This window comes from Streptomyces sp. NBC_00876, from assembly GCF_045207435.1.
In the GTDB taxonomy this organism is placed as follows: Bacteria; Actinomycetota; Actinomycetes; order Streptomycetales; family Streptomycetaceae; genus Streptomyces.
This window is the reverse complement of the sequence record NZ_CP108800.1, coordinates 1,777,244-1,795,767: the sequence shown is the minus strand read 5'-3', so window position 1 is coordinate 1,795,767 and position 18,524 is coordinate 1,777,244. Positions and strand designations below refer to the sequence as shown.

19 protein-coding genes are annotated in these 18,524 nt (G+C 70.3%); 14 read left to right on the top strand and 5 right to left on the bottom strand.

Annotated features, from left to right (window positions below; genetic code table 11):
• Positions 1 to 75: 75 nt before the first annotated feature.
• Positions 76 to 1,599 (bottom strand): TldD/PmbA family protein, encoded by a 1,524-nt coding sequence (locus tag OG782_RS07850; protein WP_406448684.1) that lies wholly within the window; start codon positions 1,597 to 1,599, stop codon positions 76 to 78.
• A gap of 266 nt (positions 1,600 to 1,865) precedes the next feature.
• On the opposite strand from OG782_RS07850, the gene fabG reads away from it, so the two are divergent.
• From fabG to OG782_RS07835, 3 genes are all read left to right on the top strand, one after another.
• Positions 1,866 to 2,585, top strand: coding sequence for a 3-oxoacyl-[acyl-carrier-protein] reductase (fabG, locus tag OG782_RS07845; RefSeq protein ID WP_406448682.1), 720 nt, complete (start codon positions 1,866 to 1,868; stop codon positions 2,583 to 2,585).
• Between the two features lie 5 nt (positions 2,586 to 2,590).
• Positions 2,591 to 3,358: an enoyl-ACP reductase FabI gene (gene fabI / locus OG782_RS07840; RefSeq protein ID WP_406448680.1), complete on the top strand. Its 768-nt coding sequence runs from the start codon at positions 2,591 to 2,593 to the stop codon at positions 3,356 to 3,358.
• 325 nt (positions 3,359 to 3,683) lie between these two features.
• A complete protein-coding gene (locus tag OG782_RS07835) occupies positions 3,684 to 4,076 on the top strand; it encodes a hypothetical protein (RefSeq protein WP_406448678.1) in 393 nt (130 codons plus the stop codon).
• Positions 4,077 to 4,089: 13 nt separating this feature from the next.
• On the opposite strand, the gene OG782_RS07830 is transcribed toward OG782_RS07835, so the two are convergent.
• Positions 4,090 to 4,764 (bottom strand): FadR/GntR family transcriptional regulator, encoded by a 675-nt coding sequence (locus tag OG782_RS07830; RefSeq protein ID WP_406448676.1) that lies wholly within the window; start codon positions 4,762 to 4,764, stop codon positions 4,090 to 4,092.
• Between the two features lie 121 nt (positions 4,765 to 4,885).
• Here OG782_RS07830 and OG782_RS07825 point away from each other — a divergent pair, with 121 nt between their 5' ends.
• The 4 genes from OG782_RS07825 (at position 4,886) to OG782_RS07810 (ending at position 7,256) form a co-directional block, all read left to right on the top strand.
• Positions 4,886 to 6,172 carry a CynX/NimT family MFS transporter gene (locus OG782_RS07825; RefSeq protein ID WP_406448674.1) on the top strand — a complete coding sequence of 429 codons (1,287 nt, stop codon included), beginning with the start codon at positions 4,886 to 4,888 and terminating at the stop codon, positions 6,170 to 6,172.
• Positions 6,173 to 6,198: 26 nt separating this feature from the next.
• On the top strand, positions 6,199 to 6,309 hold the full coding sequence (locus tag OG782_RS07820) for an SGM_5486 family transporter-associated protein (RefSeq protein ID WP_276607279.1): 111 nt from the start codon (positions 6,199 to 6,201) through the stop codon (positions 6,307 to 6,309).
• 147 nt (positions 6,310 to 6,456) lie between these two features.
• On the top strand, positions 6,457 to 6,663 hold the full coding sequence (locus tag OG782_RS07815; protein WP_406448672.1) for a hypothetical protein: 207 nt from the start codon (positions 6,457 to 6,459) through the stop codon (positions 6,661 to 6,663).
• A 74-nt stretch (positions 6,664 to 6,737) separates the two neighbouring features.
• Positions 6,738 to 7,256, top strand: coding sequence for a SixA phosphatase family protein (locus tag OG782_RS07810; RefSeq protein ID WP_406448670.1), 519 nt, complete (start codon positions 6,738 to 6,740; stop codon positions 7,254 to 7,256).
• A gap of 124 nt (positions 7,257 to 7,380) precedes the next feature.
• Here the strand turns inward: OG782_RS07810 and serB are convergent, their stop codons facing one another.
• Positions 7,381 to 8,637: a phosphoserine phosphatase SerB gene (gene serB, locus OG782_RS07805; RefSeq protein WP_406448668.1), complete on the bottom strand. Its 1,257-nt coding sequence runs from the start codon at positions 8,635 to 8,637 to the stop codon at positions 7,381 to 7,383.
• 289 nt (positions 8,638 to 8,926) lie between these two features.
• Between serB and OG782_RS07800 the strand changes: the two genes are divergently transcribed.
• Positions 8,927 to 11,488 (top strand): FHA domain-containing protein, encoded by a 2,562-nt coding sequence (locus OG782_RS07800; protein WP_406448667.1) that lies wholly within the window; start codon positions 8,927 to 8,929, stop codon positions 11,486 to 11,488.
• A gap of 81 nt (positions 11,489 to 11,569) precedes the next feature.
• Here OG782_RS07800 and OG782_RS07795 read toward each other — a convergent pair whose 3' ends face one another.
• Positions 11,570 to 12,367: a transglycosylase SLT domain-containing protein gene (locus OG782_RS07795; protein WP_406448666.1), complete on the bottom strand. Its 798-nt coding sequence runs from the start codon at positions 12,365 to 12,367 to the stop codon at positions 11,570 to 11,572.
• 473 nt (positions 12,368 to 12,840) lie between these two features.
• On the opposite strand from OG782_RS07795, the gene OG782_RS07790 reads away from it, so the two are divergent.
• The 3 genes from OG782_RS07790 to OG782_RS07780 all read left to right on the top strand — a co-directional run bounded on the left by OG782_RS07790 (position 12,841) and on the right by OG782_RS07780 (position 15,025).
• Positions 12,841 to 13,986: a GAF domain-containing sensor histidine kinase gene (locus tag OG782_RS07790; RefSeq protein WP_406448665.1), complete on the top strand. Its 1,146-nt coding sequence runs from the start codon at positions 12,841 to 12,843 to the stop codon at positions 13,984 to 13,986.
• On the top strand, positions 13,979 to 14,623 hold the full coding sequence (locus OG782_RS07785) for a response regulator (protein WP_406448664.1): 645 nt from the start codon (positions 13,979 to 13,981) through the stop codon (positions 14,621 to 14,623). The genes OG782_RS07790 and OG782_RS07785 overlap by 8 nt, the downstream gene beginning before the upstream one ends.
• Positions 14,624 to 14,773: 150 nt before the next feature.
• Positions 14,774 to 15,025 carry a chaplin gene (locus tag OG782_RS07780; protein WP_406448663.1) on the top strand — a complete coding sequence of 84 codons (252 nt, stop codon included), beginning with the start codon at positions 14,774 to 14,776 and terminating at the stop codon, positions 15,023 to 15,025.
• A 68-nt stretch (positions 15,026 to 15,093) separates the two neighbouring features.
• On the opposite strand, the gene OG782_RS07775 is transcribed toward OG782_RS07780, so the two are convergent.
• On the bottom strand, positions 15,094 to 15,873 hold the full coding sequence (locus OG782_RS07775; RefSeq protein WP_406448662.1) for a hypothetical protein: 780 nt from the start codon (positions 15,871 to 15,873) through the stop codon (positions 15,094 to 15,096).
• 212 nt (positions 15,874 to 16,085) lie between these two features.
• Between OG782_RS07775 and OG782_RS07770 the strand changes: the two genes are divergently transcribed.
• From OG782_RS07770 to OG782_RS07760, 3 genes are all read left to right on the top strand, one after another.
• Positions 16,086 to 16,883 carry an ABC transporter ATP-binding protein gene (locus tag OG782_RS07770; RefSeq protein WP_406448661.1) on the top strand — a complete coding sequence of 266 codons (798 nt, stop codon included), beginning with the start codon at positions 16,086 to 16,088 and terminating at the stop codon, positions 16,881 to 16,883.
• 67 nt (positions 16,884 to 16,950) lie between these two features.
• Positions 16,951 to 17,379 (top strand): NfeD family protein, encoded by a 429-nt coding sequence (locus tag OG782_RS07765; RefSeq protein ID WP_406448660.1) that lies wholly within the window; start codon positions 16,951 to 16,953, stop codon positions 17,377 to 17,379.
• Between the two features lie 157 nt (positions 17,380 to 17,536).
• Complete coding sequence (locus OG782_RS07760) at positions 17,537 to 18,469, top strand: SPFH domain-containing protein (protein ID WP_406448659.1); 933 nt, start codon at positions 17,537 to 17,539, stop codon at positions 18,467 to 18,469.
• The last annotated feature ends 55 nt before the right edge of the window (positions 18,470 to 18,524 follow it).

Sequence of the window (18,524 nt, the reverse complement as noted above, 5' to 3'; positions counted from 1 at the left end):
CCTCCTGCGTCGTGTTGAGACTGCGCCTGACCGGGGGACGCCCCCCGGACCCCCGGCCGGTTCCGTGGTTGCCGCTCATCGTCCGGCCTCCTGCGTCGTGTTGAGGATGTTCACGCCTCGGAAGAGGGCGGAGGGGCAGCCGTGCGAGACGGCCGCGACCTGGCCCGGCTGGGCCTTGCCGCAGTTGAAGGCGCCGCCCAGGACGTACGTCTGCGGACCGCCGACCTTCTCCATCGAGCCCCAGAAGTCCGTCGTCGTCGCCTGGTAGGCGACATCGCGCAGCTGCCCGGCCAGCTTGCCGTTCTCGATCCGGAAGAACCGCTGGCCGGTGAACTGGAAGTTGTGCCGCTGCATGTCGATGGACCAGGACCGGTCGCCGACCACGTAGATCCCGCGCTCCACCCCGCCGATCAGATCGTCGGTGGACAGTCCGCCGGGATCCGGCGCCAGCGACACGTTCGCCATCCGCTGTACGGGGACATGGCCCGGCGAGTCCGCGTACGCGCAGCCGTTGGACCGGCCCAGGCCCGTCAGCTTCGCGATCCGGCGGTCCAGCTGGTAGCCGACCAGCGTGCCGTCCTTGATCAGGTCCCAGGACTGGCCCTCGACACCCTCGTCGTCGTACCCGATCGTGGCGAGCCCGTGCTCGGCGGTGCGGTCGCCCGTCACGTTCATCACCGGGGAGCCGTACGCGAGCTTGCCCAGCTGGTCGAAGGTGGCGAACGAGGTCCCGGCGTAAGCCGCCTCGTACCCCAGCGCCCGGTCCAGTTCGGTGGCGTGGCCGATCGACTCATGGATGGTCAGCCACAGATTGGACGGATCGACCACCAGGTCGTACGTCCCCGCCTCGACGCCCGGCGCCCGCATCTTCTCGGCCAGCAGCCCGGGGATGCTCTCCAGCTCCGCGTCCCAGTCCCAGCCGGTCCCGGTCAGGTACTCCCAGCCACGCCCGGCCGGCGGCGCGATCGTGCGCATCGAGTCGAACTCACCCGTGTTCGCGTCCACGGCGACCGCGGTGAACTGCGGATGCAGCCGCACCCGCTGCTGCGTGGTGACCGTGCCCGCCGTGTCGGCGTAGAACTTGTTCTCGTGGACGGTCATCAGCGAGGCGTCCACATGCGCCACGCCGTCCGCCCCCAGGAGCCTGCTGCTCCACTCGGCGAGCAGTCCCGCCTTCTCCTCGGCCGGTACGTCGAACGGGTCGATGTCGTACGCCGACACCCAGCTCCGCTCCCCGTGCACCGGCTCGTCCGCGAGTTCCACGCGCTCGTCGGATCCCGCCGACGCGATCACCTTCGCCGACAGCTTCGCCATGGCGACGGCCTGCGAGGCCACCCTCGCCGCGGCGTCCATCGTCAGGTCCACCCCGGAGGCGAACCCCCACGCCCCGCCGTGCACCACCCGTACCGCGTACCCCAGATCGGTGGTGTCCGAGGACCCGGCCGGCCGGGCGTCCCGCAGGCGCCATGTGGCGCTGCGCACCCGCTCGAACCGGAAGTCGGCGTGCACGGCTCCCAGCGCCCGCGCACGGGCGAGCGCCGCGTCGGCGAGCGGCCGTAGCGGGAGGGCCAGGAAGGACTGATCTACCTCATGGGGCACGGGCGGCCTCTCCTCTGCGTCACATACCCTCGGATCGTTTACGAGGCAGTGAAGCACGGCCCACGCGGCGTCGCGGTCGATTTCCGGGCGGGACGGGCGGCCGCAGGAAAGGGCCGGCGCTCCCGTCGTGTGCGGCGGGAGCGGGGACATGACTGTAGGAACCCCACAGTGCCCGGGGTAAGGCGCTGTCAGGGGCCGATTCCTCGTGAAGCGGGTGGTACCGATAGGTTTTCGAGGTACCAGACCGCTATCGAAAGGGTGATCCGTTGAGCCGCTCGGTTCTCGTCACCGGAGGAAACCGGGGCATCGGCCTCGCCATCGCCCGCGCTTTCGCCGACAACGGCGACAAGGTCGCGATCACCTACCGCTCCGGCGAGCCGCCCGTGGCGCTCACCGAGGCCGGCGTTCTCGCGGTCCGTTGCGACATCACCGACGCCGAGCAGGTGGAGCAGGCCTACAAGGAGATCGAGGAGAAGCACGGCAATGTGGAGGTACTGGTCGCCAACGCCGGTATCACCAAGGACCAGTTGCTGATGCGGATGTCCGAGGAGGACTTCACGTCCGTACTCGACACCAACCTCACCGGCACCTTCCGGGTCGTCAAGCGCGCCAACCGCGGCATGCTGCGCGCCAAGAAGGGCCGCGTGGTCCTCATCTCCTCCGTCGTCGGCCTCCTCGGCTCGGCGGGACAGGCCAACTACGCCGCGTCCAAGGCCGGTCTGGTCGGCTTCGCCAGGTCGCTGGCGCGCGAGCTCGGTTCGCGGAACATCACTTTCAACGTCGTCGCGCCCGGATTCGTCGACACCGACATGACGCAGGCTCTCACCGAGGAGCAGCGCAAGGGCATCGTCGCCCAGGTGCCGCTCGCGCGTTACGCGCAGCCCGAGGAGATCGCCGCCGCGGTGCGCTTCCTCGCCTCCGACGACGCGTCGTACATCACTGGAGCCGTCATCCCCGTTGACGGCGGATTGGGCATGGGTCACTGATCACCATGAGCGGAATTCTCGACGGCAAGCGCATCCTCATCACCGGGGTGCTGATGGAGTCGTCCATCGCGTTCCACGCCGCCAAGGTGGCCCAGGAGCAGGGCGCGGAAATCATCCTGACCGCCTTTCCGCGGCCCACGCTGACCGAGCGCATCGCCAAGAAGCTGCCCAAGCCGGCCAAGGTCATCGAGCTGGACGTGACCAACGCCGAGCACCTGGACCGGCTCGCCGGGCTGGTGCGGGACGAGCTCGGTTCGCTCGACGGTGTCGTCCACTCCATCGGCTTCGCGCCGCAGGACGCGCTCGGCGGCAACTTCCTCAACACCCCGTTCGAGTCGGTCGCCACGGCGATGCACGTCTCGGCGTTCTCGCTGAAGTCGCTCGCCATGGCGTGCAAGCCGCTGATGAGCGAGGGCGGCTCGATCGTCGGCCTCACCTTCGACGCGCAGTACGCCTGGCCGCAGTACGACTGGATGGGTCCGGCGAAGGCCGCGCTGGAGGCCACCTCCCGCTACCTCGCCCGCGACCTGGGCAAGGACGGCATCCGCTGCAACCTGATCTCGGCCGGACCGATCGGCTCCATGGCCGCCAAGTCCATCCCGGGCTTCGGTGAGCTCGCCGACGTGTGGAACACCCGCGCGCCGCTGGCGTGGGACATGAAGGACCCGGAGCCGGCCGGCCGCGGCATCGTCGCGCTGCTCTCGGACTTCTTCCCGAGGACGACGGGCGAGATCATCCACGTCGACAGTGGCGTGCACATGATGGGTGCCTGACCCTTCTCGCACCCCGGCCGCCCACCGCCTCTCCGGAGGTGGTGGGCGGCCGTTTGCCTTGCCCCGCCCGGCCTCCCGGCGCTCAGGTCGAAAACCTGGTCGATCCACCGCAGAATGTGGAGGAACCGGACTTCTGGTCAGGCTGGGGCCTGTCCGGCGGATCGGGGTCGGGCAGGGTGCGGCGTCCGGTGCGGTGCATCGCAAGGCGCCGGAACGTCCTCATAGCGGAGCTATCAGGGCGTTCCGGTGACGCGGCGAGGTGCCGTGCCGGAGGTCGTGACCCCGGCCTTGATCTGCCGGACAGGCCCTAGGGGAGGAGATCGCTGTGCACGGCACACGTCACCGAACCCGAACCCGATCCCTGCTGGCGGCCTCCGCCGTCGTCGCCGGGCTGCTCGTGCCCGCCGGTCTGTACACGGCGGGACACGTCGGCGCCGTAGGGGCGGCCGCACCTCCCGCGCCCGACCCCGAACCCTCCGGCGCCGAGTGCCGTACGGCGGTGCACGGATCCCGGGTCGTCGCCTACTGCCACAACCCCTACCCGTCCACCGACCGCGTCCAGCTGCACACCGAATGCGCCCGCTGGTGGGACATCGACGCCGACTCCGAGCCGGTCGACGTCCGCCCGGGGCGGACCGTACGGCTGGACGACCGCTGCTGGAAAGAGGTCGGCGCCGCCTGGGTCACCCACTCCGACGAGACCGCCAAGGTGCCCTGAGGTCCTGAGGCCGTCAGACCCGGTCCACCAGGCAGTTCAGCGCGTGGCTCGCGGCCTCGGCCGCGGCCGTCTCCGCGTCGCCGGCGCGGATCGCCTCGACCAGCCGCCCGTGGTCCATGTGGTTCTCCGGCCGCAGCTCATGGCCGACGTCGACCCGCAGATAGTCCCGCAGCAGATCGCCCAGGTCGGCGTAGAGCCCGGTCAGTACGTCGTTGTGCGAGGCGGCGACCACGGCCAGGTGCAGCGTCGCGTCCGCCGCCACGAACGCCTCGGTGTCCCCGGCGGCCCAGGTCTCCTCCCGTCGCCGCAGGAGCGCGTCCAGCTGCTTCAGGTCCCGCTCGGTACGCCGGGCGGCAGCCAGCCGCGCCGCCGACGACTCCAGCGTCGAGCGCAGCTCGGCCACGTGGCGCGGGTCGGCGGACGCGAACCGGCGGTGCATCACCCCGGCCAGCTCGCTGGTGGCGGCCACATAGGTCCCCGAGCCCTGCCGGATGTCGAGCAGGCCGTTGTGCGCGAGCGCGCGCACCGCCTCGCGGACGGTGTTGCGGGCCACCCCGAGCTGCTCGACCAGTTCGGGCTCGGTGGGGATGCGCGAACCCACGGGCCACTCGCCCGAGGTGATCTGGTTCCTCAGCTGGGCAATCACCTGGTCGGCGAGTGCCGAACGCCGCGGAGACGTCAGCGTCATGGTGCTCCTTGCTCGCGGGCCGGAGTGCGGGGGCCGTTCCGCCGCTCCCGGGGGGATCCGAATGATCTCAGGGGATCAGCGGAATGGACAATCAATCATCCCATGATTCTATGATGGCCCCATGCGTGACGACGAAACCTCTCCCCAGACCGTGACCCGGACGATGAGTCCGGCCACCCCGGCGGCCCCCCGCACCGGCGCTCCCGCCCCGCAGGCCGGCCCCGCGCCGTGGCTGATCCGTCTGGTCGTCGTCGGGCTCGTCCTCACCGCACTCAACCTGCGCCCCGCCATCACCAGCCTCGGTGCCCTCCTCGAAGAGGTGCGTGACGGGCTGCACATGAGCGGCAGCGTCGCCGGGGTCCTCACCTCCGTACCGCCGCTCTGCTTCGCGGTCTTCGGCATCATGGCGCCGCGCCTGGCCCGCCGCTTCGGACCCGGCGCGGTCGTCTGCGCGGGCATGGTGGCCATCGCCGCCGGCCTGGCGATCAGGCCCCTCGTCGGCGGCACGGCCGGCTTCCTCGCCGCGAGCGCGCTCGCCCTCATGGGCATCGCCGTCAGCAACGTCCTGATGCCGGTGATCGTCAAGCGCTGGTTCCCGGACCGCGTCGGCTCCATGACCGGCCTCTACTCCATGGCCCTGGCCCTCGGCACCTCGCTCGCCGCCGCCGTGACCGTGCCCATGACCGAGGCGATGGGCGGCAGTTGGAAGGCCGGTCTCGGCATCTGGGCCGCGCTCGCCGCCGCCGCGATCCTGCCCTGGATCCCGCTGGTACGGGACCGCACCGGCGCCCCCGGACAGCCCGCGGAACACCGGCAGGAGGCTCCCGCCCTCAGGATCACCCGCAGCCGCACCGCCTGGGGCCTCGCCTGCTTCTTCGGCCTCCAGGCCACCGCCGCCTACATCACCATGGGGTGGATGCCGCAGATCTTCCGTGACGCCGGGGTGTCGGCCGGCACCGCCGGAGTCCTGCTCGCGGTCACCATGGCCATGGGCGTCCCGCTCGCCTTCGTCATCCCGCGGGTCGCCGCCCGGATTAAGAACCAGGGCCCCATCGTCGTCTTCCTCGGCGCCTGCGGCCTCATCGGCTACGCCGGCCTCTACCTCGCACCGGCCGGCGGCGCCTGGGCCTGGGCGCTGCTCCTGGGCATCTCGAACTGCGCCTTCCCGCTCGCCCTCACCATGATCGGCATGCGCTCGCGCAGCGGTGCCGGAGTGGTCCGGCTGTCCGCGTTCGCCCAGTCCACCGGCTATCTGATCTCGATCCCCGGCCCGCTCCTGGTCGGCGTGCTCTACCAGCACAGCGGCGGCTGGGGGCTGCCGATCGCGCTGATGGCGGCCCTGATGGTGCCGCAGATGGTGGCGGGCATCATCGCAGGCCGGGACCGGACGATCGAGGACGAATGCTGAGATGCGAGACTGGGGCCATGTCTCCTGTGCTCGATCCGAATCCCCAGAACGGTCAGAAGAAGCTGCTCCTCGTCTTCGGAGCGATGCTGCTGATCACGGTCGTCGTCGGCATCATCGCCTCCATCGCCTCTCCGTGACACAGGGCTCCCGGCGCGATGGTGGGGCTGGCCCCACCATCCCCTAGGGGGCCAGGGTCAGGGTGAAGTGGGTGGCTTACCGGATGGGGGCGGCGCCCCCGGATCCGTAGGTTCGAGTATCGAGACCCAGCACCCACGGAGGCGGACATGCCGGCCCCTGCGCACAACCGGTCCACCCGCCCGGATACGGCCGGCGTCGATGTCCGGCTGCCGTGGTGGGCCGTCGCACTGCCCGCCGTCGCCTTCGCCGTGCTCCTCCTGCTGATCGCCGGACCGGGCCAGGCGCACGCCGCCACGGGGGATCCGGCCGTCGGCCGGTTGCTCGAGCGAATCGTGGAGCTGTTCACCCGCTGACGCCCGTCACCCGCAGTGGGGGAGCCCTCCAACACCCTGCGCCAGGTGGCACATTTCATGCGAAGCTGAGACGCATGAGCGTCGATACACCTCGCAGGATCGTCCTTCTCAGGCACGCAAAGGCGGAATGGTCGCAGGACTCCGACCATGAGCGGCCGCTCGCGGAGCGCGGCCGCACGGACGCCCCGGTGGCGGGCCGCAAGCTCGCCGACTCCGGGATCGTCTTCGATCTGGCCCTCTGCTCGACCGCCCTCAGAACGCGTGAGACGTGGAAGCTGGCCGTGCACGAGATGCCCGAGCGCCCCAGGACCGTGTACGAGGAGCGGCTCTACGAGGCCTCGCTCGGCGAGCTGATCGCTCTGCTCAACGAGACCCCGGACGATGTGGCCGACCTGCTCGTGATCGGCCACAATCCCGGCATGCACGCGGTCGCCGACGCGCTCTCGGGCGCGGCCGAGGGCGATGCCCTGGCCCGGATGGCCCGTGGCGGATTCCCGACCGCGGCGTTCGCCGTCGTCGAGTTCACCGGCACCTGGAAGAGCGTGGAGCACGGGGTCGGCAAGCTCCTCGAGTACTGGAACCCCAACGACTGACCCCGCCGGACCGGCGAAGGGCCCCGGTGCACAAGCTCCTGCTTGCGCACCGGGGCCCTTCGTGCTGCCGGGGCCGTCGCGGCCGGGGGCGGCGGATTCTCGCGGCGGCCCGGGGCGGGTATCCCTATTCGACGAGGCCGTCGGCGGCCTCGACCTCCTCGCGGGTGATCCCGAGCAGATAGAGCACGGTGTCCAGGAACGGCACGTTCACCGCCGTGTGCGCGGCCTCGCGGACGACCGGCTTGGCGTTGAAGGCGACCCCGAGCCCCGCGGTGTTCAGCATGTCCAGGTCGTTCGCCCCGTCACCGATCGCCACCGTCTGCGACAGCGGCACCCCGGCCTCCGCGGCGAAGCGGCGCAGCAGCCGGGCCTTGCCCGCCCGGTCGACGATCTCCCCGGTCACCCGGCCGGTGAGCTTCCCGTCGACGATCTCCAGGGTGTTGGCAGAGGCGAAGTCGAGCCCGAGGCGCTCCAGCAGATCGTCCGTCACCTGCGTGAACCCGCCCGAGACGACGCCCACTTGGTAGCCGAGCCGCTTCAGCGTACGGATCAGGGTGCGGGCGCCGGGCGTCAGCCGGACCTCGGAGCGGACCTTGTCCACCACCGACACATCCAGACCTGCGAGCAGCGCCACCCGCGCGTGCAGCGACTGCTCGAAGTCGAGCTCGCCGCGCATGGCCTGCTCGGTCACCGCGGCGACCTCGGCCTCACACCCGGCGTGGGCCGCGAAGAGCTCGATGACCTCGTCCTGGATGAGCGTCGAGTCGACGTCCATCACGACGAGCCGCTGCGCCCGGCGGCTCAGCCCGGCCGAGACGACCGCCACATCGACGCCGATCCCGGCGGCCTCGGTGGCCAGCGCGGTGCGCAGCGTCGCGGTCGCGGTGCCGGACACCGCGAACTCGACCGCGGTGACCGGATACTTCGCCAGCCGGAAGATCCGGTCGATGTTCCCGCCGGTCGAGGTGATCCTGGCCGCTATGGCGGCGGTCGACTCCGCGGTCAGCGGGTGCCCGAGCACCGTCACATGGGAACGTCCGTCGCCGCGGGGCCGGTTGTCGCCCGTACCGGAGATGATCTCGGCCTGCAGCTTCAGCGATTCGGCCCAGCTGTGCACGGTCGCCCGCAGGTCACCCTCGGTGGTCCCGCCCGCGGTCGGAGCGGTGACCAGGGCGCACAGGACGATGCGGCCACGGGTGACGACCTGCTCGATGTCGACGACATCGACGGAGTAGGCGGCGAGGGTGTCGAAGAGCCCGGCGGTGATTCCGGGGCGGTCCTTCCCGAAGATCTTCACGAGAAGAGTCGGTGTGTCCACGCCCTGACGTGACTCAGGGTGCTCAGGAGACGGGGAGGGCTGAGGGGGCTGAGATGCGCTCATGGTGTCCCCACCGTATCGGTCCGCGTCAGGCCCCCGGCGGCCCGTCCCGAGGACCGGACAGCCCGCCCGTTGGCACCCGGTATTCCCCTTGCGAGCGGTCTGCCGTCTCTCGTGGCCTATTACGACGGAACAGGAGCGTTTCGACCGGCCGGAGGCCCGGCCGGCCAGGTCTCGGTGCGGTCACCCTGCGCCGCCCGGCTTTCGTATCGGGGACTGCTCCTGGAATAGTTCGCCACGATGTTCAGCATCCCTAGACTCCCTGCAACGGGGGTGACTCGGGGGACAACTAGTGGGGCGCGGAGTGCCGGAACTCGTACTGGAATTGAATGGAAGGACCTGGACGCTCGATCCGTCCAGGTCGTACACCCTCGGACGCGATCCGCAGGGCGACATGACGATCGACGACGCCAGAGTGTCGTGGCGGCATGCCACGATCAGCTGGGGCGGCCACAGTTGGTTCATCGAGGACCACGGCAGCACCAACGGCACCTATGTACAGGGCCAGCGGATCCATCAGATGGAGATCGGGCCCGGGTCCACGGTGAACCTGGGCAATGCCACCGACGGGCCCCGGGTGAGTCTCAGCGGCGCCGCGGCCGGCGCCGGTATGTACAGCGGGCAGGCCGCCGCGGGCGTCAACGCGCCCGTCCAGCCGCAGCAGGCCCCGCCGTCACAGCCCCAGCAGGGCGGACCCGGCTGGCAGCAGCAGCCCGCCCAGCAGCCGCAGGCCTGGCAGAACAGCCCCCAGGCCCCGCCGCAGCAGCCCCACGTGCCGCACCAGCAGGGCATGCCACCGACGCCGCACAGCGGCGGCGCCGCGGGGGCGCCACCGGTGTACGGGGACCGCAGCCCGACCACGTTCCACCAGCTGGCCCTCGGCCGGGTGATGCGCATCGGCCGAGCGCTGGAGAACGAGCTGGTCGTCTCCGACCTCCAGGTCTCCCGGCACCACGCCGAGTTCCACGCGACGCCCGACGGCCGCTTCGAGATCCGTGACCTCGGATCCCACAACGGCACGTACGTCAACGGCCAGCCGCTCTCCAAGTCCGGTTCGGCGCTCATCGGCCCGAACGACATCGTCGGCGTCGGTCACTCGACCTTCCGGCTGGTCGGCGACCGGCTCGAGGAGTTCGTCGACACCGGTGAGGTCTCCTTCGCGGCCCGCCACCTCACGGTGACGGTCGACGGCGGCAAGCAGATCCTTAAGGACGTGTCGTTCGGCGTCCCGGAGAAGTCGCTGATCGGGGTCATCGGCCCGTCCGGTTCCGGAAAGTCCACCCTGCTCAAGGCGCTCACCGGCTACCGGCCCGCCAACCAGGGCGACGTCCTCTACGACAACCGGAACCTCTACAAGCAGTTCGCCGAGCTGCGCCAGCGCATCGGGCTGGTCCCGCAGGACGACATCCTGCACAAGGAACTCACGGTCACCAAGGCCCTCAAGTACGCGGCCAAGCTCCGCTTCCCCGCGGACACCACCGAGGTCGAGCGCCAGGCCCGGATCCACGAGGTCCTCGCCGAGCTCAAGCTCGACATCCACAAGGACAAGAAGGTCACCTCGCTCTCCGGCGGCCAGCGCAAGCGGGTCTCGGTCGCCCTGGAGCTGCTCACCAAGCCGTCGCTGATCTTCCTGGACGAGCCGACCTCCGGCCTCGACCCGGGCATGGACCGCGACGTCATGCAGCTGCTGCGCGGCCTGGCCGACGACGGCCGTACCGTCCTGGTCGTCACGCACTCGGTCGCCGAGCTGGCCATCTGCGACAAGCTCCTGGTGATGGCGCCGGGCGGCGCCGTGGCCTACTTCGGCCCGCCTGAGGAGGCGCTCAACTTCTTCGGCTACACCACCTGGGCCGATGTCTTCTCCGCCTTCGAGAACTACCGCGACTACGACTGGTCGGGCCGCTGGCGCGGTTCGCAGCACTACCAGATGTACGCCGCGGACATCGACGCCGTCGCCGCGCAGCCCGTACACATGCCGCCGCATCAGCAGATGCGTCCGCCGAAGCCGCAGGGCTGGATGACGCAGCTGTGGACGCTGATGCGCCGCTATGTGTCGGTGATCGCGTCCGACAAGGGCTTCATGGGCCTGATGGTGATCCTGCCCGCGGTGCTCGGCATCGTCAGCGTGGTCATTCCGGCCGACTTCGGCCTGGCCCCGCCCAAGCCGCCGTCCAGGTTCAACGGCGACGCCGGCACGATCATGCTGATCCTCGTGGTCGGCATGACCTTCTCCGGAGCGGCCAACTCCGTACGAGAGCTCATCAAGGAGCGGGTGATCTACGAACGGGAACGGGCCACCGGCCTGTCCCGCTCCGCCTACCTGATGTCCAAGGTGATCGTTCTCGGCGCGATCACGGCCCTCCAGGGCGTCATCATCTGCGGCATCGGCTTCGCCACCCGCGACCTGCCGGCCGAGGGCCTGATCATGCCGCCGGCCGTCGAGCTCTGCGTCACGATCATCGCGCTGGGCTACACCTCGATGATGTTCGGCCTGGTGATCTCCTCGCTGGTGAAGACCTCCGAGAAGACCATGCCGCTGCTGGTCATGTTCGCGATCGTCCAGGTCGTCTTCACCGGCATCCTCTTCCAGGTCTACGGATCGCCCGGCCTGGAGCAGTTCGCCTGGCTGATGCCGTCCCGCTGGGCCATCGCGGCCGCGGGTTCGACACTCGACCTCGCCCACCTCATGCCGCCGTGGGACCAGAAGAACCCCACGGACCTGGACCCGCTGTGGGAGCACACGGCCGGCCAGTGGGGGATCAACATCGCGGTGCTGCTGTTCCTCGGCACCATCTGCGGCTTCGCGGTCGCGCGACTGCTGCGCCGCCACGAGCCCGAGGTCATGCGCAAGTAACCGCTGTCCGGGCACACCGCACGACGCCGAAGGGCGGCACCCCCACACGGGGTGCCGCCCTTCGGCGTGGTCCGGAACGGATCAGTACGCGCTGTTGACGTTGTCGATCGAGCCGTACTTGTCGGCCGCGTAGTTGGCCGCGGCGGTGATGTTGGCGACCGGGTCGTAGATGTTCGACGGGGTGCCGGAGACGTGGTACGCGTTGAACGTGGGCTGGATGACCTGGAGCAGCCCGATGGACGGGGTGCCGTTCTGGGCGTTGACGTCCCAGCCGTTCATGGCGTTCGGGTTGCCGGTCGACTCGCGCATGATGTTGCGGTGCAGACCGTCGTACGAGCCCGGGATGCCGTTGGCGCGCATGATGGACAGCGCCTCGCTGATCCAGCCGTCCAGGTTGTTCGCGTAGACGGGGGTACGGGCCTCGGAACGGCTGGCGGCCTGGGTGGTGCGCGTGGAGACGGCCTTCTTGGCCTTCGCCTTCGAGGCGGCCTTGGCCTTCGCGGCCGCCTTCACCTTCGCCTCGTGGTGGGCCTTGGCCTTGGCCTTCTTGGCCTCGGCCTTCGAGGCGGCCTGGGCCTTCTCCTTCACGGCGGCGGCCTTCTTGGCCTTCGCCGCGTCGGCGGCCTTGACCAGCTGCTCGGCGGTGGAGTGCTGCTCGATGATGCTGGCCTGGATGGTCCTGGCCTGCGGGGCACCGGCGGCGGACGCGAAGACCACCGGGGCGGCGGAGAGTGCCTGAGGCTCGGTCTCGGCCTGGGCGTTACCCGGCACCAGCGACAAGGAGAGGGCAGCGGCGGCGACGGCGGAGATGCCGGCGACGGAGAGCTTCTGGGTCTTGTTCAGGCGACGGAGACGGCCGGGGATGCTGGACGCGGACATACAGGCTTACCTCTTCGAATCGCTGGGGTCCTCACGGAGGACGAGGACGGGAGGCGGCTTCGCATCTCCGTCGGGGACGAGTGCAATTCTTAGCGACAGCAAAATGCTGTGGCAAAGGTGTGACGTACGAAGCCGGGTAGTGGATCGCCACCGCGCTCGTACGTGACGGCCCGCGCTCATGCCCACCCCTATCGCCCTCAGGTCTCCACTAAGGCGCTTCGTAAGTGACGTGGGTCCTATGTGCGGCCTCACATCGACCGCGTAACAAGCTCACCAGTCGTTGCGTCAGCAATGCGGAGTGTGAGAATCCGGTCCATTGAAGGGTGCGAAGAGGCGTTCGGAGGGGCCGGACGGGCCTGCCGGGCCCCGCGGGCCCGGCGCGATCCGAACGAGAGGACCTAGTCCCTGCGCCCTAAGCGGAGGCCGCCGACAGGCCGATACGCCGGCGGGCGGGCCGCCGGTAGGTTGAGGCCATGAGCCATCGCCCACCGTCGGGCCTCGCAGCGGTGAGTGCCGCGCTGCTCGCCATGAGCCGGCACCTCGAGATGCGGGACGTCCTGAAGACGATCGTCGCCTCGGCCCGCGAACTGCTGGACGCCGAGTACGCGGCCCTCGGGGTCCCCGACGACCACGGCGGCTTCGCCCAGTTCGTCGTCGACGGCGTCAGCGACGAGCAGTGGAAGGCCATCGGCCCGCTCCCGCGCCAGCACGGCATCCTCGCCGCCATGCTCCACGAGGCGAAGCCCGAGCGGCTGGCCGACGTCCGCAAGGACCCGCGCTTCGAGGGCTGGCCCGACGCCCACCCCGACATGTCCGACTTCCTCGGGCTGCCCATCAGGGACGGTGACGACATCATCGGCGCCCTCTTCCTCGCCAACAAGCGCTGCCCGAAGCCCGAAGGCAGCTGCGGGTTCACCGCCGAGGACGAGGAACTGCTGTCGATCCTCGCCCAGCACGCGGCGATCGCGCTCACCAACGCCCGGCTGTACGAGCGCAGCCGCGAGCTCACCATCGCCGAGGAACGCTCCCGGCTCGCCCACGAGCTGCACGACGCCGTCAGTCAGAAGCTGTTCTCCCTGCGGCTGACCGCCCAGGCCGCCGCCACCCTGGTCGACCGCGACCCGGTCCGCGCCAAGGGAGAGCTCCAGCAGGTCGCCGCCCTGGCGGCGGAGGCGGTGGACGAGCTGCGTGCCGCCGTCGTCGAGCTGCGCCCGGCCGCGCTCGACGAGGACGGCCTCATCGCCACCCTCCGTACCCAGATCCAGGTCCTGGACCGCGCCCACACGGCCCGCGTCACCTTCGGGAGCGTGGGTGTACGGGCCCTGCCCGCAGCCCACGAGGAGGCCCTGCTGCGGGTCTCCCAGGAGGCGCTGCACAACGCCCTGCGCCACTCCGGAGCCGGGCACGTGGACGTCACCCTCGGCCGCCGCGGCAGCGGCACGGTGCTGCGGATCACCGACGACGGCTGCGGCTTCGAGCCGACGGCCACCCGCCTGGCGGGGCGACATCTGGGCCTGGTCTCGATGCGGGACCGCGCGAGCGGTGTCGGCGGGACGCTCACCGTTGAATCCGAGCCCGGCAAGGGCACGACGATCGAGATGGAGGTACCCGGTGGCTGACAGGATCATCAGGGTGCTGCTGGTCGACGACCACCAGGTGGTCCGCCGCGGTCTGCGTACGTTCCTGGAGATCCAGGACGACATAGAGGTCGTCGGCGAGGCATCCGACGGCGCCGAAGGAGTGGCCAGGACCGAGGAGCTGCGGCCCGACGTGGTGCTGATGGACATCAAGATGCCCGGCACCGACGGCATAGAGGCGCTGCGCAGGCTTCGTGAGCTGGAGAACCCGGCCAAGGTACTGATCGTCACCAGCTTCACCGAACAGCGCACCGTCGTCCCCGCCCTGCGCGCCGGCGCCTCCGGCTATGTGTACAAGGACGTCGATCCCGACGCCCTGGCCGGCGCCATCCGATCGGTGTACGCGGGCCATGTGCTGCTCCAGCCGGAAGTGGCCGGCGCGCTGCTCGCGCAGGACGGCCCGGGCACGGGTACGGGACGGGGGAGCACCCTCACCGAACGGGAGCGGGAGGTACTGGGCCTGATCGCCGACGGCCGGTCCAACCGGGAGATCGCGCGGGCCCTGGTCCTCTCCGAGAAGACCGTCAAGACGCATGTCTCGAACATCCTGATGAAGCTGGACCTGTCGGACCGGACCCAGGCGGCCCTCTGGGCCGTCCGGAACGGGGCGGCGGGCTGAACAGGCGAACGAAACACGGCGTCACCTCCCCGGCCCAGGTTTCACACTCCCGTGTGTACGTCACCCGAACGGCGCATCCTCTTTCGGCCCGGGGCGTTCTTCATGGCGTGCTGCGGCGGCTGGCCGCAGCGACGCTAGGAGGATCCTGAAGTGAAGAACCTGAAGAAGGCTGCTGCCGTCACCATGATCGCCGGTGGCATCATCGCCGCCGGTGCCGGCGCGGCCTCCGCCACCGGGCACAGCGGCGCGGGTGCCCACGGGGTCGCGGCCCACTCCCCGGGCGTGGCCAGCGGCAACCTCGTCCAGGTCCCGGTCCACATCCCGGTGAACGTGGTCGGCAACACGGTCAACGTGATCGGCCTGCTCAACCCGGCGTTCGGCAACTTCGGCCTGAACGGCTGACGCCACGCACACACGGTGATGGCGCCGGCCCGTCCCACCGGGGACGGGCCGGCGCCATCACGCCGCCCCTACCGCGCCCGCTCCTCCACATACGCGTTGTAGGCAGCGACCTGCGCCCGCCGCGCCACCCGCTCCACCGGCCGCAACGCATCCCCGCGCGCAGCCATCTCCGACGCGCTCACCGCACCGCCGTGCCCGTTCTCCTGCGCCACCGAGACCAGCAGCCCGACCCGCTGCGCCAGCTCCAGCACCCGCACCGCCCGCGGCGGATACCCCGGGGCGAGCACCTCGCGCCCCCGCTCCGCCCGCGCCCGGTACGCGTCCACCGCCGCCTCGGCCACCGGCCCGGAACCGGCCACATCGAGCCGCGACAGCACAGCCGTCGCATCCCGCAACGCCTCGGCGAGTTCCCGCTCCGCCTCACCCAGCGACGGCACATCGGCCGGCGGCGCCTCCCGCACCGCCAGGCAGTGCCACATCACGTTCACGTGGAGATCCCCGGCCGGCCCCGCCTCGCGCACCTCGGGCACCAGCCCGTACGGCGCCCCGTAGGTGACCACGGCCTCCTCGGCCTCCAGCGCCCGGGCGTTGAACTCCGCCGGCCCGCTGAGCCCCAGCGGATGCCCGGGAACCGGCAGCGCGACCCGGAAGCCCGTCACCCCCAGACCGCGCAGCCGCCCCAGGGCGAGCGTGAGACCGACCGGCCCCGCCTCGCCCGGCAGCCCCTCGACGCGGTGCACCGCGTCCTCCCCGACAATGGTGAGCGCCGCGTCGTCCGGCGACACGAGCCCGGCCAGCAGCGCGTTGCCCCAAGCGGCCAGCAGCCCTGAGCGTGGTTCCGAAAGCATGGCGACAGCCTAGGGTCTTCCGTTCGGAACCGACCCGGTCCCTGTCCTCACCCTCCCCCGGACCGGGCCCCCGGCCGGACGCGCGCGGTACGGCAACCGCGCGACGACGGGCCCAGCGCCTGAAGCGCTCGCGCAGTGGCGTAGGTTTTCCCTGGGAGCTGTGCCCACAGGCACGCGACGATCTCGAGACTGCATGGGGAGACAACGCGCTCATGAGCGATGTACTGGAGCTGGTGGACGTATCCGTGGTCCGCGACGGACGCGCTCTGGTGGACGACGTCTCCTGGTCGGTCAAGGAGGGTGAGCGCTGGGTCATCCTCGGCCCGAACGGCGCCGGCAAGACCACTCTCCTCAACATCGCGTCCAGCTACCTCTTCCCGACCAGGGGCAGCGCCACGGTCCTCGGCGAGCGGCTCGGCGGCGTCGGCACCGACGTCTTCGACCTGCGCCCCCGCATCGGTATCGCGGGCGTCGCCATGGCGGAGAAGCTGCCCAGGCGCCAGACGGTCCTGCAGACGGTGCTCACCGCCGCCTACGGCATGACCGCCACCTGGAACGAGAACTACGACAAGGTCGACGAGGACCGCGCCCGCGCCTTCCTCGACCGGCTCGGCATGACCGAGTACCTCGACCGGAAGTTCGGCACCCTCTCCGAGGGCGAGCGCAAGCGAACCCTGATCGCCCGCGCCATGATGACCGACCCCGAGCTGCTGCTCCTCGACGAGCCGGCCGCCGGTCTCGACCTCGGCGGCCGCGAGGACCTGGTCCGCCGGCTCGGCCGGCTGGCCCGTGACCCGTACGCCCCCTCCATGATCATGGTCACCCACCACGTCGAGGAGATCGCTCCCGGCTTCACCCATGTCCTGATGATCCGTCAGGGCAAGGTGCTCGCCGCCGGTCCCATGGAGACCGAGCTCAGCTCCCGTAACCTCTCCCTCTGCTTCGGCCTGCCGCTCGTCGTCGAGCACCAGGGCGACCGCTACACCGCCCGCGGACTCCCGCTCGCCTGACGATCCCCGGCCATCGGGGCGGCTCGCGCCCTGTCCGCGGGGGTGCTCACGGTCCTACGATGACCACGTGGACATCGACGCGTGGGTGTGGTGGCTGATCGGCGCGGTGGGACTGGGCATTCCGCTCGTCCTGACCGCGATGCCCGAGTTCGGTATGTTCGCCGTCGGGGCGGTCGCCGCGGCGGTCGTCGCGGCCCTCGGCGGCGGAATCGTGGCCCAGGTACTGGTCTTCGTCATCGTCTCGGTGGCGCTGATCGCCGTCGTCCGCCCGATCGCCAACAGACAGCGCGCGGACCGGCCCCGGCTCGCCACCGGAATCGACGCGCTGAAGGGCCGTCAGGCCGTTGTCCTGGAGCGCGTGGACGGCAGCGGCGGCCGGATCAAGCTGGCCGGGGAGATCTGGTCGGCCCGCGCCCTCGACGCGGAACTGAGCTTCGAACCCGGTCAACAGGTCGATGTCGTCGACATCGACGGGGCGACGGCCGTCGTCATGTGACCGAACAGCCCCCGCACCAGAGCCCGTTCTGCCAGACTCGATGTCGATCATCATGGAAACCGTGCGGCAGGACGACCGACCTGACCCACGGCCCCCCCATACCGATCACGACCTCGATCATCGCGATCCGTCGGCAACCGAAGGGCACGAGAAAACGATGCAACCGATCATCATCGTCCTGATCATTCTGGTGGTGCTCGTCTTCATCGCTCTGATCAAGACGATCCAGGTCATCCCACAGGCCAGCGCCGCCATCGTGGAACGTTTCGGCCGCTACACCCGCACCCTCAACGCAGGCCTGAACATCGTCGTCCCGTTCATCGACTCGATCCGCAACCGGATCGACCTGCGTGAACAGGTCGTCCCCTTCCCGCCGCAGCCGGTGATCACCCAGGACAACCTGGTGGTCAACATCGACACCGTCATCTACTACCAGGTGACCGACGCACGGGCGGCGACGTACGAGGTCGCGAGCTACATCCAGGCCATCGAGCAGCTCACCGTCACCACGCTCCGCAACATCATCGGCGGCATGGACCTGGAACGGACCCTGACCTCCCGCGAGGAGATCAACGCGGCCCTGCGCGGAGTCCTCGACGAGGCCACCGGCAAGTGGGGCATCCGCGTCAACCGCGTCGAGCTCAAGGCGATCGAGCCGCCGACCTCCATCCAGGACTCGATGGAGAAGCAGATGCGCGCCGACCGCGACAAGCGGGCCGCGATCCTCCAGGCCGAAGGTACGCGCCAGTCCGCGATCCTCACCGCGGAGGGCGAGAAGCAGTCCGCGATCCTGCGCGCCGAGGGCGAGGCCAAGGCGGCAGCCCTGCGCGCGGAGGGCGAGGCCCAGGCCATCCGTACGGTCTTCGAGTCCATCCACGCCGGCGACCCGGACCAGAAGCTCCTCTCGTACCAGTACCTCCAGATGCTGCCGAAGCTCGCCGAGGGCGACGCCAACAAGCTCTGGATCGTGCCCAGCGAGATCGGTGACGCCCTCAAGGGCCTCAGCGGCGCCTTCGGGAACCTCGGCACCGGCATGCCCGGCTTCGACACCAGCGGCAAGGAACGCCGCGAGGAGCCCCCGGTCGACTGACGTGTACACCCCCTCGGGCATGATCAGTGCACCAAGCACCGATCAGGCACGGGGG

Excerpts from the sequence above, each read along its gene's own strand:
- OG782_RS07815 (WP_406448672.1), top strand. The coding sequence starts at position 6,457 with ATGCCGGCCCCTGCGCACAACCGGTCCACCCGCCCGGATACGGCCGGC.
- OG782_RS07790 (WP_406448665.1), top strand. The coding sequence starts at position 12,841 with ATGAGCCATCGCCCACCGTCGGGCCTCGCAGCGGTGAGTGCCGCGCTG.
- serB (WP_406448668.1), bottom strand. The coding sequence starts at position 8,637 with ATGAGCGCATCTCAGCCCCCTCAGCCCTCCCCGTCTCCTGAGCACCCT.
- OG782_RS07825 (WP_406448674.1), top strand. The coding sequence starts at position 4,886 with ATGCGTGACGACGAAACCTCTCCCCAGACCGTGACCCGGACGATGAGT.
- OG782_RS07775 (WP_406448662.1), bottom strand. The coding sequence starts at position 15,873 with ATGCTTTCGGAACCACGCTCAGGGCTGCTGGCCGCTTGGGGCAACGCG.
- OG782_RS07795 (WP_406448666.1), bottom strand. The coding sequence starts at position 12,367 with ATGTCCGCGTCCAGCATCCCCGGCCGTCTCCGTCGCCTGAACAAGACC.
- OG782_RS07810 (WP_406448670.1), top strand. The coding sequence starts at position 6,738 with ATGAGCGTCGATACACCTCGCAGGATCGTCCTTCTCAGGCACGCAAAG.
- OG782_RS07760 (WP_406448659.1), top strand. The coding sequence starts at position 17,537 with ATGCAACCGATCATCATCGTCCTGATCATTCTGGTGGTGCTCGTCTTC.
- OG782_RS07770 (WP_406448661.1), top strand. The coding sequence starts at position 16,086 with ATGAGCGATGTACTGGAGCTGGTGGACGTATCCGTGGTCCGCGACGGA.
- fabI (WP_406448680.1), top strand. The coding sequence starts at position 2,591 with ATGAGCGGAATTCTCGACGGCAAGCGCATCCTCATCACCGGGGTGCTG.
- OG782_RS07830 (WP_406448676.1), bottom strand. The coding sequence starts at position 4,764 with ATGACGCTGACGTCTCCGCGGCGTTCGGCACTCGCCGACCAGGTGATT.